The following is a 14,729-nucleotide window of genomic DNA, read 5'->3' as shown; positions in this document are numbered from 1 at the left end:
CGTGCCCACTGTCCCCCTCAACCTCATTAACTGTGAGGATGTGTCCCTCAGCTATGGCCTAAAATCGCTCCTGGACCACGTATCACTAGGTATTAGCGAAACCGACCGCATCGGCATCGTCGGCCTCAATGGGGGAGGAAAAACGACACTACTTGAAGTGCTCACCGGCCTCCAACAACCCGATAGCGGGCGTGTCTCCCGGCGCAGCGATCTGCGCTTTGCTGTTGTCACGCAACGGTCACCGTTGCCCCCCGGAGCGACAGTGGGGGAGTCCATCCTGGCAGGAATGGGCTTGGATTCCTACGAGTGGGCCTCCGATGCGCGTATTCGCAGCACGATGGCAGGTCTCGGTATTGGCAACCTCGGATTGAATACGTCGGTCGATAACCTGTCCGGTGGAGAAAAACGCCGGGTGGCGCTGGCCGCTGCCCTCGTTCAGGAACTCGATCTCATTATTCTGGATGAGCCGACCAACCACCTTGATGTAGAAGGTGTGCAATGGTTAGCCGACCATCTTCTCTCGCGCCGCTGCGCGGTTGTGGTTGTCACCCACGACCGCTGGTTCTTAGACACCATCGCCACCCGTACCTGGGAAGTTCATGACGGACAGGTCGACATGTATGACGGTGGTTATAACGACTGGGTTTTCGCACGTGCCGAACGAGCTCGCCAGGCCGCTGCCGCAGAACAGCGGCGCCAAAACCTCATGCGGAAAGAACTGGCATGGCTACGCCGCGGTGCCCCCGCCCGCACGTCCAAACCGCGCTATCGTATTGAAGCCGCGGAAGCGCTCATCGCCGATGTACCCGAACCTCGGAATAGTGCTGAACTATTGAAATTCTCCTCCAAACGCCTCGGGAAGACGGTTATCGACTTCTTCGATGGTCAGCTTGTGAGTGTGGCGGGGGATGTCCTTATTGAACACCTCAACTGGATGCTGGCACCGGGTGAACGCATTGGCCTGGTGGGAGTCAATGGTTCTGGGAAGACAACGCTGCTTCGTGCGCTTGCTGGTGACTACCCACTGGCCGGTGGAAAGAGGGTTCAGGGGCCTACCGTACACATCGGATGGCTCAAGCAGGAACTAGACGATCTCCCCACCGACCGCACTGTTCTCCAGGCAGTCGAGGATGTGGCGGGGCGTGTCACCATCGGTAAAAACGAGCTCACTGCCTCCCAACTGCTCGAACGGCTTGGGTTCCGGCCCGCCCGACACCGCACCCCCGTCAAGGATCTGTCGGGTGGGGAGCGGCGCCGTCTCCAGCTCACCCGCATTCTCATGGATGAGCCGAACGTTCTGCTGCTTGACGAGCCCACAAATGACCTCGACATTGACACGCTGCAACAATTGGAGGACCTGCTCGACCAGTGGGCGGGAACCCTTGTCGTCGTCTCGCACGACCGCTACCTTATTGAGCGGATCTGTGACTCCACCTGGGCGCTGTTCGGGGATGAAAAACTCACGAACCTCCCCCGCGGTATTGAACAGTATTTGGAGACGAGAGCAGCCCTCGCGAAGGACGCCACCCATCAGCAGGCGGCACAGCTTGGCGCAGAAGCTGCGGATGCCAGTACCGCACAGACCGCACAGCTTACTGCCGGAGGTTTGGTACGTGGTTCTGCAGAGGAACGAGTTGTGAAAAAGGAGCTCGTTCGCTTAGAGCGCACACTGCAGAAATTGCGTAATAACGAGAAAACATTGCACGATAAGTTGGCGGCAGCAGCAAGTGCTACGCCTGTGGATACCCAACACCTGGCCGAGCTTGATCGCACCCTCAAAGCCGTGCTCGAGGAGATTAGCGAAGTGGAGATAGAGTGGCTGGAGAAAGCGGAAACTCTCGAATGATAGAACCGACCAGGGCAGACGCGACGAACTCTCAGCACACTCGTCCGGGGGAGAAATCTGCCGGTCTGTTCAGCGGACATTTCAAATGGCTCGTCCCGGGACTCGTACTGTACATGGTGGCAGCCGGGTTCGAAGTGGTCGCTGTAGTGGTTGTTATGCCAACTGTGGCCCACGAGCTGAACGCTATGAGTTCCTACTCCTCCGCTATTGCCATTACCGTCGCCTGCGCCATTGTTGGCATCTTGCTGGCGGGACCGTGGGCAGACCAGAAAGGCCCTCGCGGCCCCATAATTGTGGGTGCCCTCTCCATGGTGACGGGCCTCCTCATTGCGGGTTTTGCACACACGATGGTGCTGTTCCTGCTGGGGCGAGCCATTCAGGGGCTCGGCGTGGGCCTCGTCAATGTGAGTGCCTATGTGATTATCGGCCGGGAACTGCCTCAGCATCTCCACGCCCGCATGTTCTCCCTGAACGCAGTGGCGTGGATTCTGCCAGCTTTGCTAGGGCCAGCAGTAGCTGGTCTGCTCGTCGACTCGGTGGGTTGGCGCTGGGCCTTCTGGGGAGTTGCCCCCATTTTCCTCATCGCCACTATCATCACACTCATCGGGATGCGTTCCCGTGGGGGAGCCGCAGAGCAGAACCTCACCGCTAGTGAATGGCGAGGAAGGGTCATCCGGGCCCTCATTATTGCCGTCTGTATCGGTGCCCTCCAGCCGGCGGGAGAGCTAGTGCAAGAGGGCAAACTAGTCCTCGTTGTCATCGGTGTCATCGCTATTATGGCGGTGCTTGTGGTGGCGGCCCGCCGGCTGGTACCGCCGCGCACTCTCACGCTGGGAGAAGGACTTCCCGCAGTGATAGCCTCCCGCCTTTTCTTGGCCGGATGCTACTTCGCGATGGAATCCTACATTCCTCTGATGGGGCAATCTTTCCGCGGGCTGAGCCCCACCCAATCTGGTCTCCTCGTGGCGTCGGGATCCGTCACCTGGGGTATCGCCTCCTTCCTGCAGGCGCGGCTCCCCGACAATCTCAACCGCACCAAGGTGCTGACTTTTGGGATGGCCTGCGGCACAGTAGGTATCCTCGCCACCCTGACACTCACCTCTGCCAGTATTCCCCTTGCTATTGCGGTTATCGGCTGGGGTATCGCCGGTTTCGGTATTGGCATTGCTTACCCACTGGCCGGGGTGATGGTGCTGGCGCTGTCTCAACCTGGGGAGATCGGGAACAATTCTTCCTCCCTTTCCATGGCGGAACAGCTCGGCACATCCACCTCACTGGCCTTGGGAGGCGTACTCTTCGGAGCACTGGTGGGCAGTAGTATGCTGCATGCCATCTTGGCTTTCACGACGGTTCCTTTTCTCTACAGTGTGCTCGGTATCGTTGCAGCAGCCCGCACAAATGTGGGCGAGTTGACTACGCGAGCGTCGGCGATCAGTGCGGTTTCCGGCAACTCCACGGAGTAAACTGCTAACAAGAACTTCTGCGCCAGCTCTCGGCGCATCCACAACGGTGTAAAGGACGAGGATGACCGCAGCTCAGGACGGACATTCCACGGAACAGCCAGTCGATCAACCTGACCCACGGCTGATCGCTACACTCACGGGCCGCTGCCTGCACCTACAGCTCAATAACACCACCACCCTCAATGCTTTCGATGAGTCCCTCTCCCGTGCCATGCGCTACCATCTGCGCCAGGCTGCCACCGATGAGACCGTCGACTATGTGCTCGTCACCTCACTGAGCGAGAAATCGTTCTGTTCCGGGGGCAATGTTCGTCAGTTGGCTCAGTTCTACGCGGCCGGAGATACCGCTCGTGCGGAAGAATTTTTTGCCGTCGAATACGATCTCTGTGCACTCATCTCTGAATTCCCCAAACCCTACATCACCCTAGTAAACGGGTACTGCATTGGGGGAGGCCTGGGTATCAGTGCCAATGGTCGCTATATGGTCGTCAGCGAAAAAGCCCTCATGTCCATGCCAGAAGCCGGCCTCGGATTTTGCACGGATGCCGGCATGAGCTGGGTGCTTCCACGTCTCTGGGGTGATGGCGGACAAGCTGACAAAGCCCTCGGGATGTACCTGGCTCTCACTGGACGCTGGCTCAGTGCCGCCGATGCGATATGGTGCGGTTTGGCCGGCTACTACCTGCCCTCCAGCGAGTTCCCCGCTCTCGCCGAAGGACTCCTCACCCTCTCGTATGAACCCGGCTGTGCTCGTACTGCCATCACAACGTATCTCTCTCAGTACACCCAGCTCCCCACCGAGGAATCCAGCCTGGCAGAGATTATTTTGCAGGTTGACGAAGTGTTCTCGGCACCTTCAGTGTCGGAGATGATGACTCGTCTGCAGCTGGGGCTGGATACTCGTCGTTACGGAATGTGGGCAAAAGAAGCCCTCTCCGCGTTGCGTGGGTGTAGCCCCACCGCTCTGCAAGGAACCTTCCTGGCCATCGAATGGGGCAACAACTGCCCCGATGTCCGCACCGCAGTTCAGCACGAACACCGTCTGGGGGCACAGTACCTGTGCCATCGTCCCGATTTTCAGAATGGTGTGCGAGCCAAGCTTATTGACAAGAAACCCTACAAAAACTGGGAACCCCCCACTTTGGACGAAGTGGACATGGAGACCCTTCGCACCCGCTAGGAGAACACAGTGACCGCCAACCCCATCCGCGTCGCCGTCAACGGCTACGGTAACCTCGGCCGTGGCGTGGAAAAATCCATCCTCGCCGCCCCGGATATGGAACTCGTCGCCATCTTTACCCGCCGCGATCCCGCCAGCCTCGACACCCTCTCTGGGAAAGCCGTCTCCATCGACGACATGGCGGACTATCAGGGCAAAGTTGACGTCTGCGTGAACTGTGGCGGTTCCGCCACCGACCTTATCGAACAAGGCCCAGCCGTCACCCAGTACTTCAACACTGTGGACTCCTTCGACACCCACGCCAAGATTCCTGAGCACTACGCCACTATGGATAGTGTCGCCAAGGACAATGACCACATTGCCGTCATCTCCTCCGGCTGGGATCCAGGTCTCTTCTCCATCAATCGCGTTATTGCCGAAGCTGTTCTTCCCGAAGGCAGCACCTACACCTTCTGGGGCCGCGGGGTTTCCCAGGGGCACTCCGATGCCATCCGGCGCATTCCCGGAGTGAAGGACGCCAAGCAGTACACCGTGCCAGTCCAAGAGGTGGTGGATCGCATCCAGGCTGGTGAGCGTCCCGAACTTACCACCCGCGACAAGCACCTCCGCGAATGCTACGTCGTGGCAGAAGAGGGCGCCGACAAGGCAGCGATTGAAGAAGCCATCGTCACCATGGAAAACTACTTCGCCGACTACGACACCACCGTCACTTTCATTAGCGAAGAAGAGCTCCTCCGCGACCACTCAGCCATGCCGCACGGTGGTCAGGTGATTCGTGCCGGCGAAACCAGCGCCAACACCAACCAGGTGTACGGTTTTACGCTAGCCCTCGACTCTAACCCCGAATTCACCGGTTCCATGCTGGTCGCAACCGCCCGTGCGGCTGCCCGCCTAGCCGCCGCCGGTGAACGCGGCTGCCGCACCGTACTCGATATCGCCCCGGCTCTCTACGTGCCGATCGACGCCGACGAACTGCGCGCCCATTTCCTCTAACCCGCTACTAGGTTTTCCATATGTCCGCTGATTCCCACTCCCACACATCGTCGTCTGCAGATCGCTCCGCACCCACACCGGTGACGGCAGCAGACGCCTCTGCCACGACCAGTGTGGATCCCAACGATGCAGCCGTATCTCCGACGGCCGGTCGATGGCGTCCCCGTACCTTCTTTGGCCACCCACTAGGTTTGGCCAATCTCTTCGGGGTGGAGATGTGGGAGCGCTTCAGCTTCTACGGCATGCAGGCCGTCCTCACCTTCTACATCTACTATTCGGTGACGGCTGGTGGCCTGGGCTGTTCTAAGGAGATCGCCTACTCCATCGTCGGTGCCTATGGTGGCATGGTGTACCTTGCGTCCATTATTGGCTCGTGGATTTCGGACCGGTGGTTTGGGCCCGCGCGTAGCTTGATCGGTGCTGGGTTCATCATTGTACTGGGGCACCTCTCCCTGGCGGTCCTTCCTGGTTTGGTGGGGCTCATCGTTGGCCTGGTGTTTATTGCGTTCGGTGCAGGTACCTTGAAGGCGTCCTCGTTGACGGTGCTGGGTGATCTCTACGACGAGAATGATGTGCGGCAAGACGCCGGTTTCTCCGTCTACTACATGGGCATTAACATCGGTGCCTTCATCGGCCCCATTTTGACGGGCTTTGTACAGCGTGCGGGTGGCTTCCACTGGGCGTTCGCGCTGGCTGCCATCGGCATGTTCATTGGTCTCATGCAGTATCTCATCCTCGCCAAGAGCACTATTGGCACTGCTGGGCGTGCAGTTCCTAACCCCCTGCCCAGTAAGCAGAAGTGGATGTCTCTCGGCGGTGTGGTAGCGATTGTGCTGGTGGTATGGGGAGTTTTCGCCCTCGGCTGGGTAAACCTCGACAATCTCTCCACTGTGGTGGTTATCCTTACCTCCATCTGTGCAGTGGGGCTCTTCGCCGTCATGCTCACCAGCAAAAAGGTCACTTCGGTGGAGCGTTCTCGAGTGATCGCCTTCATTCCTCTCTTCTTGGCGTCTGCTCTCTTCTGGTCCCTCTACCAGCAGCAGTTCACCATTCTGCCGGCCTTCGCGGATCGGCGGTTGGATCTCACTGTCATGGGCCACGAAATGCCGCCGAGCGTGGTGCAGTCCGTCAACCCCATTTTCATCATTGTGCTTGCCCCGGTGTTTGCCGCTCTGTGGCAGCGCATGGGGGAGCGGCAGCCGCATAGTTCCACCAAATTCGCACTGGGTGTGTTTTTCTGTGGTCTCTCCTTCCTCTTGTTTGTTCCCTTCGCCCGTATGGAGGAAGCACCCTTCGTGTCCGTGGTCATCTTGCTGCTGGTGGCAACGGTAGGCGAACTTTTCCTCTCGCCTATCGGTAACGCCTTGGCGACCCGTCTAGCCCCCCAGGCTTTCCACACCCAGATGGTGGCGCTCTTTCTGCTTTCGGTCGCTATCGGCTCGGCAGCGTCCGGCTCGTTGGCGCAGCTGGCAGTTGTGGATGATCCGGGCTCTACTGGCCCTTACTTCCTCATTCTGGGGATCGCCACGATGGTCTTGAGCTTGGTGTTTTTTCTGTTGCGTCGCTGGATCGACAAGAAGATGGTGGGAATCCACTAATTCTGCTCGGATGACCTTCCTACGCCAACCGCCGCATCCCTCACTGGGATGCGGCGGTTGGCAAAGGGGAGGGATTAGTCAGCGATGAGGGTGTCTAACGTCAGGTCGGGTAGCTCTTTTTGCAGATAGTTGAGGCGCCACTTGTCGCTAATAAGGGCAATGAGTTCGCCATCCTGGCGCGTGAAGATCTCCACCCCGCGTTGGCGTCCTAGTTCTGGGGAGGAAGCAGCATCAGTGCGTCGGGCCACCGTATAGGGGATGTTCTCTACCACTGTCTCTACGTTATACTCGGCGCGCATACGGGCCTGGACAACCTCAAACTGCAGTACGCCGACGGCGGCCATAACCGGGTTGGACTCGCCGCGCAGATCGTTGGTGAGGATCTGGACGACGCCTTCTGCGCCAAGCTCGTCAACCGCCTTACGGAACTGCTTGTATTTAGAAAGGGATGAGGCCCGCAAGGTGGCGAAGTGCTCTGGGGCGAAGGCGGGGATAGGTGGGTACTGTGCTTTCTTTCCCTTGTAAAGGGTATCTCCGGGCGCCAACCCGAGGGCGTTGACGAGACCCACCACATCGCCGGGGTAGGCAGTCTCTACAGTTTCACGATCGCGGCCAAAGACAGTTAGGGCGTATTTCGTGGCGAAGGGCTTGTTGGTCTGTGCGTGGGTGACGACCATGCCCCGCTCGAATTCTCCACTGACGACGCGCATGAAGGCGAGACGGTCACGGTGCGCCGAGTCCATGCCGGCCTGGACTTTAAAGATGACGGCGGAAAAGTCGTCCTCAAGGTCGTGGTAGGTGCCGGAAACATCGTCGCGGCCGGCCGGGTGTGGAGCAAGGCCCACAATGCTGTCGAGGATCTGGTGCACGCCAAAGTTAAGTTTGGCCGACGCGAAGATGACGGGGGAGGTTTCCCCTGCTAAGAAAAGTTCTTCATCGTGGACTTGCCCCATTTCAGCCAGCAAAGTGGATTCTTCTACGGCGGTAGTCCAGTCCTCCCCCCGGTGCGCTGCGGCGTCAGCCGGGCTGAAGTGCTCTTCCGGAGCAATGGTGGAACCACCGGCGGTACGCGTGAACTCAATGTATGTGCTGGGGTTTCCAGTGGCGTCGAGGCGGGCGAGCCCGTGGAAATCTCCGGCGATACCGACTGGCCAGAAGATCGGGGTAGGGGTGAGGTCGATTTCTGCCGCGATTTCGTCTAGCAGTTCGAGCGGGCTTTTTCCGGGGCGGTCCCACTTGTTGACGACGGTGATGATGGGAATGTTGCGCGATTTACACACGCGGAAGAGCTTGAGAGTTTGCGGTTCCAAACCTTTCGCAGCGTCAATGAGCATGAGAGCACCATCGACTGCGGTGAGGACGCGGTAGGTATCTTCTGAAAAGTCAGAGTGGCCGGGAGTGTCAACGAGGTTGATGACGTAGGGCTGGCCATCTCCCGTAGCTCCTTGTGACCCTGCAGGGAGATATTCGAATTGGAGAGCGGTGGAGGAGACAGAGATACCGCGGGCCTGTTCCATCTCCATCCAGTCTGACACCGTCGCTTTGCGGCCGGCTTTACCGTGGACAGCGCCGGCTTCACTGATGACGTGTGCGTGCAGAGCGAGTGCTTCCGTCAGCGTCGATTTACCAGCATCTGGGTGCGAAATGATGGCGAAGGTGCGGCGACGGCGTGCTTCGACGGCGGGGGAAAGAGCATTCACGAGGTGGTCCTTGAGGTGTGGTGTCAGAGTGGCGGTGTCTCAGTAGCAGTGACAGCTGGAGGTGGCGCCGATGTCAGGTTAGTGGCGGGCGTGTACCTGGTTTTGGGTGGCGGCTACGCCATCCCGAAGGAGGAGTTCGACGGCGTCGGCGGCTTCCTGAACGGTCACTCCTACCTCTTCACAGTCGCGAGCGGAAAGCTGCTTCAGTACGTAAGTAGCCGGGTCCATGCGTCCAGGGGGACGTCCAATGCCAATACGGACGCGCACATAGTCTTTTGTGCCTAGATGTTGGGTCATGGATTTGAGCCCGTTGTGACCGCCTTCGCCACCTCCACGCTTCACGCGCAGGATGTTCTCGGCGAGGTCCAGATCATCGTGGAGGACGATGATGTTAGTGGCAGGGATGTTGTAGAACTTTGCGGTGGCAGCCACAGCTCGTCCGGAGTCATTCATGAAGGTCCCAGATTTCATGAGGATGACGGGTGTGCCATTGAGAGTACCGCGTCCCACTAAGGCGTTGGTGCGCTTATTAGGGGAGAGGGACACCGGGAAGCTGGTGCGTGCGCATAGTTCGTCAAGTGCCATATAGCCTACGTTGTGGCGAGTGAGCTCATACTGTGCACCGGGGTTTCCGAGGCCTACCAGAAGTATGGGGCCGGGAACAGTGTTGATGTCGGGAATTTGTGGGCTGGGACTCATAGTGCCTCTATTCTCGCACGTTCCCGGCAGCTAGAGCTATTTGTGGTGCGGTTTCAGGAAGGAGACAGAACGGAAGCCCCAGCTGGCATGAGCCAGTGGGGCTTCCGGAAAGGTCAGGGAGGGGGAAGGAGTGTTTACTCTTCTGCGGCAGCCTCGCCGTCAGCTTCTTCAGCAGCGGTGGACTCGGTGTCCGATTCTTCTTCGAAGGTGACGCTGACGAGGAGCAGTTCAGGGTCGTCGACGAGTTCGACGTCTTCGGGCAGCTTCACGTCGGCAGCGGTGATGGTGCTACCGGCCTCCAGGCCCTCCACGGAGATGACGAGATCTTCCGGAATGTTGAGGGCGTCGGCGTTGACCTTAAGGACGTCGATTCCCACCAAGAGGGTGGCACCGGGGGCAACTTCGCCTTCCACGAGCAGCGGAACCTCGACCTCAACCTTTTCACCCTTCTTGACGATAAGGAAGTCGATGTGCTCGATTTCGCGGGTGAGGGGGTTCTGGGTGATGGACTTCACCAGTGCGGTGGTCTTTTTGCCATCGATGTCGAGAGCGATAACAGCGTTGACGCCCTCTTCACGCACGATGGAGAGGAAGTTCAGGTTGTCGACGGCTACATGGATGGGGTCAGCGCCGTGGCCGTACACAACGGCGGGAATGTTGCCGGCGCGACGGGTACGACGAGCGGCACCCTTGCCGAATTCGGTGCGGGTGGGGGCGGCGAGAGTCTTCTGCACCATAGTAATGTTCTCCTCTAGCTGTGGTGTTATAGGTGCGCGCGGAAAGCGCTGCACTAAGTTCTTTCATCGCGGCAAGGCACCCAACACGGCCGCGGGATCGGAGAACCCGAGACAATCGCGCCGATAACGGCTATTTTAGCCCTCGCCGAGATAACGAAATAAGTGTACCGGACAAGCGTAGCTGCCCCCAACTCGCGAGGACGAAGGACAGCTGCCACGATGGCCAGGAACCGGGTAGGATTTTGGCAATGTCTGCGAAGAGAAAGTGGAAAAGCACATGACGATGGGTTGGATGATTGCCCTTCTGGTGGTCTTTGCCATAGCGGGTATCGCACTGGGGACGGTGTGGGTGTGGACTGGTCATCGGAAGCCTGGCGATATTGCTATCGCCTGCATTCTTGCCTTAGCAGTGTGGCTGTTACTCACCACGATTCTGATGTTTGCCACAGGGGATATTAAGGGAGGTCTGTGATGGTAGTCGGTCCGGGAATCGTTATCCCACTCATCGCAATTGTGCTGGGTATCGTTGCTGGCGTCCTTATTATGCGGGAGTATCCATTGGGCCAAGGTCGTTTTGCAGAGGTTGCAGCAGGCATTTTTATCGCTGTGGTGGTGTTCGGCATGGTGTTGCTCACCAGCGCCTACATCGCACTACTAGTAGGGAAATAGACTCCGCCGCCAGAACACTACCGCGGGTACGGCGGCTCCACATCCGTCACGCGCAGAAAAAGAAGTGGCTATCGACCTGTCGATAGCCACTTCTGTGAGAGAGTTCGGGGAGAAAGCCTTAAGCTCCTCCAAAGAGGGCAGTAACTGAACCATTGTTGAAGATCTCGCTGATGGTAGCAGCTAGCAGCGGGGCCATCGACAGCACCGTGAGGTTATCGAACTGGTGCTCCTCCGGGATGGGCAGCGTGTTCGTGGTGATGACTTCCTTAGCGCCACAGTTAGCAAGGCGCTCCGCAGCCGGGTCGGAAAAAACGCCGTGCGTGCAGGCAATAATAACGTCGCCCGCGCCTGCTTCTTTGAGGATCTTCACGGCGCCAGCAATGGTGCCACCGGTGTCAATCATGTCGTCGATGAGGACACAGGTGCGGCCTTTCACGTCACCGATGACGCGGTGAGCAACGATCTGGTTGGCGACACGTGGATCGCGCGTCTTGTGGACGAAGGCCAGCGGTGCACCATCGAGAATATTGGCCCACTTTTCGGCAGCCTTCACACGGCCAGCATCGGGGGACACGACCACCATGTTTTTAGTGCCGTAGTTGTCCTTCACATACTGGGCGAGTTGCCCCATGGCATGCATGTGGTCGACCGGACCGTCGAAGAAGCCTTGGATCTGGTCGGTGTGTAGGTCGACTGACACAATGCGGTCGGCACCGGCAGTCTTCAGAAGGTCAGCAATAAGGCGAGCAGACACGGGTTCACGACCCAGATGCTTCTTATCCTGACGAGCGTAGGGGTAGAAGGGCAGAATCGCGGTGATGTGGTTAGCGGAACCGCGCTTCAAAGCATCAATCATGATGAGCAGTTCCACCAGCCACTCATTGAGTGGAGCCGGGAAACTCTGGATGACGAACGCATCCGTACCACGTACGGACTCTTCATAGCGGACGAAGAGTTCCCCATTGGCGAAGCTTCGCATCGTGGTCTTCGTGAGGGTGACACCAAGCTCTTGTGCTACTTCTTCGGCGAGCTCCGGGTGTGCACGCCCGGAGATGAGAATAAGGTTCTTTTCCTGAGGGCTGCATTTACTGGACAAAGGGAATCGCTATCCTCAATTGTGGTATCGGTGGGTAGTTTCAACGTTAGTGGATGAGAGGCCTTCTCGATAAATTTTCTCCACCGGAAGCCTCTTCCCAGAAGCTACTGTGCAGAGTCCTCGACAGAGTCGTTGCCGGGCTCCGCGGCTGTGGCTTCTGCCTGAGCTTGTGAGGCAGCAGTGGCCGCCGCGGTGCCAGCACGGTGGTTGAGCACCCAGTTTTCGACGATGCGTTGGGGAGCATCACTGTAGGTGAGAGCTCCGGGTGGAACATCGCGGCGAATGATAGTGCCAGCCCCGGAGTAGACGCCGTCACCCACTGTCACGGGGGCAACATACATAGTGTCGGACCCCATCCGTACATGAGAACCGATAGTGGTGTGGTGTTTGTGTACTCCGTCGTAGTTAACAAAGACGCTGGCTGCCCCAATATTGGAGTACTCGCCCACAGTGGCATCGCCCACATAGCTGAGGTGCGGCACTTTGGTACCGCGACCAATGGTGGCGTTCTTCATCTCTGTGAAAGTACCCATCTTCGATTCGGGGCCCAGATTGGTACCAGGACGCAGGTACGCCCAGGGGCCCACTGTGGCGCCGTCACCGATCACCGCATCGGATCCATGGGCGCGGACCACTTCAGCGTCTCGTCCCACTGTGATATTGGTGAGAGAACAGTCGGGGCCAATGGTGGCGGCTTCAGCTACTGTTGTGGTGCCATGAAGCTGGCAGCCAGGCAAGATCGTGACGTCGCGGGAAAGTTCCACATCCACGTCGATCCAGGTGTTAAGAGGATCAACAATAGTGACGCCCTCCGTCATCCAATGGGTGAGAATACGGCGGTTCATTTCCGCGGCGACTTCCGCCATCTGCACACGGTTGTTGACGCCGGCGACAACGAAGGCGTCGTCAAGACGGTGTGCACGCACCGGACGGTCGGCCTGGCGAGCGATAGAAATAACATCGGTGAGATAGAGTTCGCCCTGCTCATTATTTGTATCTAGGAGTTCCAGGGAGCGCCGCAGCTGGGTTGCGTCAAAAGCGTACACGCCCGAGTTCACCTCGTTGATGACCTTCTCATCCTCGCTGGCATCCGCCTGCTCGACGATGGAAAGGACCTCGCCGTTAGAGTTACGGACGATACGACCATAGCCAGTGGGGTCGGGGACGGTGGCCGTCAATACTGTGACTGCCGGGCGCGGGTGCTGGTCGTGGACATCCAGCAGGTCATGCAAAGTGGCGGAGTCCAACATTGGCACATCGGAGGTTGTCACCAGAATGGTCCCGGTGAAATCCTCCGGCAGAGCGGATAAACCGCACATCACAGCATGGCCGGTGCCATTCTGTTCTTCCTGCACGGCAGTGAGAACAGGGCGGTTGAGCTCCTCCGCAATGCCTGCCACCGCCTGCTGCACACGTTCCCGCTGGTGACCCGTCACCACCACAATATGGTCCGGAGATACGCCAGCGGCCGCATGGACCGCATGCGAGAGCATGGAACGGCCACACAGTTCATGGAGCATCTTGGGGGTGGAGGATTTCATTCGCGTGCCCAGACCAGCCGCCAGAACGATAACGGCAATGGGCGATGCAGCAGTTTTAGACATAAATCCCTCTGCGCTCGGAAAGATGATCTCTTCCATCTTACGTTCTTTTCATCATGGTGAACGAAACTCGTCATGCTCGCATTCAACCGAGCAGTATGGAAATATCAGAACCAACGGTCTGCCCGTTGGAGCGTTAATGAGCACTACAAAAGAGGAGCCCCTCATGGCTATTTACAACGACGTCACCGAAACCATCGGCAACACTCCGCTCGTGCGGCTCAACCGGCTGACCGCCAACGCTGGCGCCACCGTGCTCGCTAAACTCGAGTACTTCAACCCCGCCAACTCTGTAAAAGACCGGATTGGGCGCGCCATTATTGACGCTGCCGAGAAGTCCGGCGAGCTGAAGGCTGGCGGCACCATCGTGGAAGGCACTTCCGGAAACACCGGCATCGCCCTCGCTATGGTCGGTGCAGCCCGCGGCTACAAGGTTATTCTCACCATGCCGGAGACCATGTCGAAAGAGCGGCAGGTGATGCTCAAGGCTTTCGGTGCCGAAATTGAACTCACACCGGGAGCCGACGGAATGCAAGGTGCGGTTGATCGGGCCAAGGAAATTGTGTCCTCCACCCCCAACTCCATCTTGGCTAGCCAGTTTGCTAACCCCGCTAACCCCGAAATCCACCGCCAGACCACCGCGCAGGAAATCCTCCGCGACACTGACGGCAAGGTGGATATTTTTGTGGCCGGTGTTGGTACCGGTGGCACCCTGACCGGTGTCGGCCAGGAACTCAAGAAGGCCAATCCGGCTGTGCAGATTGTGCTGGTTGAGCCGGCTGGTTCCCCGCTTCTCTCCGAAGGGCACGCCGGCCCGCACAAGATTCAGGGTTTGGGCGCTAACTTCGTCCCCGACGTGTTGGATCGCGAGGTCTACAGCGAAGTTATCGACGTCACGGACGAGGACGCGGTGGCGACAGCCCGCAAAGCGGGGCGTGACGAAGGCATCCTTGGTGGTATCTCGGCAGGTGCTGCTCTCTATGCTGCCCTGCAAGTAGCTGAACGGCCGGAGAATGAGGGCAAGAACATCGTTGTCATCGTCCCGGACTTTGGTGAGCGCTATGTTTCCACCATCCTCTTCGACGACATTCGCGACTAGTCGTTTCCTTTCTTTCCCCTCATCGAAAACGATAGGATCAGAGAAGTT

Annotated in this window: 13 protein-coding genes; 8 read left to right on the top strand and 5 right to left on the bottom strand. The window is 58.5% G+C overall.

The window, feature by feature from the left end; all coding sequences use genetic code 11:
- The first annotated feature begins 1 nt into the window (after position 1).
- The 5 genes from IY73_RS02080 to IY73_RS02060 all read left to right on the top strand — a co-directional run bounded on the left by IY73_RS02080 (position 2) and on the right by IY73_RS02060 (position 7,080).
- On the top strand, positions 2 to 1,846 hold the full coding sequence (locus IY73_RS02080) for an ABC-F family ATP-binding cassette domain-containing protein (RefSeq protein ID WP_053978750.1): 1,845 nt from the start codon (positions 2 to 4) through the stop codon (positions 1,844 to 1,846).
- Positions 1,843 to 3,309: an MFS transporter gene (locus IY73_RS02075; RefSeq protein WP_053978749.1), complete on the top strand. Its 1,467-nt coding sequence runs from the start codon at positions 1,843 to 1,845 to the stop codon at positions 3,307 to 3,309. Before IY73_RS02080 ends, IY73_RS02075 begins: the two co-directional genes overlap by 4 nt.
- 61 nt (positions 3,310 to 3,370) lie before the next feature.
- Positions 3,371 to 4,489, top strand: a complete 1,119-nt coding sequence (locus tag IY73_RS02070) for an enoyl-CoA hydratase/isomerase family protein (protein WP_053961599.1) — start codon at positions 3,371 to 3,373, stop codon at positions 4,487 to 4,489.
- Positions 4,490 to 4,498: 9 nt separating this feature from the next.
- Entirely contained in the window at positions 4,499 to 5,482 is a 984-nt protein-coding gene (locus tag IY73_RS02065) for a diaminopimelate dehydrogenase (protein WP_197736900.1), read from the top strand.
- A gap of 20 nt (positions 5,483 to 5,502) precedes the next feature.
- Positions 5,503 to 7,080: a peptide MFS transporter gene (locus IY73_RS02060; protein WP_082346523.1), complete on the top strand. Its 1,578-nt coding sequence runs from the start codon at positions 5,503 to 5,505 to the stop codon at positions 7,078 to 7,080.
- Between the two features lie 74 nt (positions 7,081 to 7,154).
- On the opposite strand, the gene IY73_RS02055 is transcribed toward IY73_RS02060, so the two are convergent.
- The 3 genes from IY73_RS02055 to IY73_RS02045 all read right to left on the bottom strand — a co-directional run bounded on the left by IY73_RS02055 (position 7,155) and on the right by IY73_RS02045 (position 10,216).
- The gene (locus tag IY73_RS02055) at positions 7,155 to 8,780 is read right to left on the bottom strand and encodes a peptide chain release factor 3 (RefSeq protein ID WP_053978748.1); all 1,626 of its coding nucleotides are present in this window, start codon (positions 8,778 to 8,780) and stop codon (positions 7,155 to 7,157) included.
- Between the two features lie 78 nt (positions 8,781 to 8,858).
- Positions 8,859 to 9,479: an aminoacyl-tRNA hydrolase gene (gene pth, locus IY73_RS02050; RefSeq protein ID WP_053961597.1), complete on the bottom strand. Its 621-nt coding sequence runs from the start codon at positions 9,477 to 9,479 to the stop codon at positions 8,859 to 8,861.
- A 134-nt stretch (positions 9,480 to 9,613) separates the two neighbouring features.
- On the bottom strand, positions 9,614 to 10,216 hold the full coding sequence (locus IY73_RS02045; RefSeq protein WP_053961596.1) for a 50S ribosomal protein L25/general stress protein Ctc: 603 nt from the start codon (positions 10,214 to 10,216) through the stop codon (positions 9,614 to 9,616).
- Between the two features lie 277 nt (positions 10,217 to 10,493).
- Between IY73_RS02045 and IY73_RS02040 the strand changes: the two genes are divergently transcribed.
- Together IY73_RS02040 and IY73_RS02035 are read left to right on the top strand one after the other, a co-directional pair.
- The gene (locus IY73_RS02040; protein WP_053961595.1) at positions 10,494 to 10,688 is read left to right on the top strand and encodes a hypothetical protein; all 195 of its coding nucleotides are present in this window, start codon (positions 10,494 to 10,496) and stop codon (positions 10,686 to 10,688) included.
- Entirely contained in the window at positions 10,688 to 10,885 is a 198-nt protein-coding gene (locus IY73_RS02035) for a hypothetical protein (protein WP_053961594.1), read from the top strand. The genes IY73_RS02040 and IY73_RS02035 overlap by 1 nt, the downstream gene beginning before the upstream one ends.
- A 118-nt stretch (positions 10,886 to 11,003) precedes the next feature.
- On the opposite strand, the gene IY73_RS02030 is transcribed toward IY73_RS02035, so the two are convergent.
- A complete protein-coding gene (locus tag IY73_RS02030) occupies positions 11,004 to 11,981 on the bottom strand; it encodes a ribose-phosphate diphosphokinase (RefSeq protein ID WP_053961593.1) in 978 nt (325 codons plus the stop codon).
- A 104-nt stretch (positions 11,982 to 12,085) separates the two neighbouring features.
- Positions 12,086 to 13,585: a bifunctional UDP-N-acetylglucosamine diphosphorylase/glucosamine-1-phosphate N-acetyltransferase GlmU gene (glmU, locus tag IY73_RS02025; protein WP_053979183.1), complete on the bottom strand. Its 1,500-nt coding sequence runs from the start codon at positions 13,583 to 13,585 to the stop codon at positions 12,086 to 12,088.
- A 163-nt stretch (positions 13,586 to 13,748) separates the two neighbouring features.
- On the opposite strand from glmU, the gene cysK reads away from it, so the two are divergent.
- Positions 13,749 to 14,681: a cysteine synthase A gene (cysK, locus tag IY73_RS02020; RefSeq protein WP_053978747.1), complete on the top strand. Its 933-nt coding sequence runs from the start codon at positions 13,749 to 13,751 to the stop codon at positions 14,679 to 14,681.
- Positions 14,682 to 14,729: the final 48 nt, after the last annotated feature.

It is taken from the genome of Lawsonella clevelandensis (assembly GCF_001293125.1).
GTDB lineage: Bacteria > Actinomycetota > Actinomycetes > Mycobacteriales > Mycobacteriaceae > Lawsonella > Lawsonella clevelandensis.
Note: the sequence above shows the minus strand (reverse complement) of the source record. Positions and strands in the feature narration are given on the sequence as shown.

Coding starts and splice junctions, on each gene's coding strand:
- IY73_RS02070 (WP_053961599.1), top strand. CDS start 3,371: ATGACCGCAGCTCAGGACGGACATTCCACGGAACAGCCAGTCGATCAA.
- IY73_RS02035 (WP_053961594.1), top strand. CDS start 10,688: ATGGTAGTCGGTCCGGGAATCGTTATCCCACTCATCGCAATTGTGCTG.
- IY73_RS02040 (WP_053961595.1), top strand. CDS start 10,494: ATGACGATGGGTTGGATGATTGCCCTTCTGGTGGTCTTTGCCATAGCG.
- IY73_RS02075 (WP_053978749.1), top strand. CDS start 1,843: ATGATAGAACCGACCAGGGCAGACGCGACGAACTCTCAGCACACTCGT.
- cysK (WP_053978747.1), top strand. CDS start 13,749: ATGGCTATTTACAACGACGTCACCGAAACCATCGGCAACACTCCGCTC.
- IY73_RS02060 (WP_082346523.1), top strand. CDS start 5,503: ATGTCCGCTGATTCCCACTCCCACACATCGTCGTCTGCAGATCGCTCC.
- IY73_RS02045 (WP_053961596.1), bottom strand. CDS start 10,216: ATGGTGCAGAAGACTCTCGCCGCCCCCACCCGCACCGAATTCGGCAAG.
- pth (WP_053961597.1), bottom strand. CDS start 9,479: ATGAGTCCCAGCCCACAAATTCCCGACATCAACACTGTTCCCGGCCCC.
- glmU (WP_053979183.1), bottom strand. CDS start 13,585: ATGTCTAAAACTGCTGCATCGCCCATTGCCGTTATCGTTCTGGCGGCT.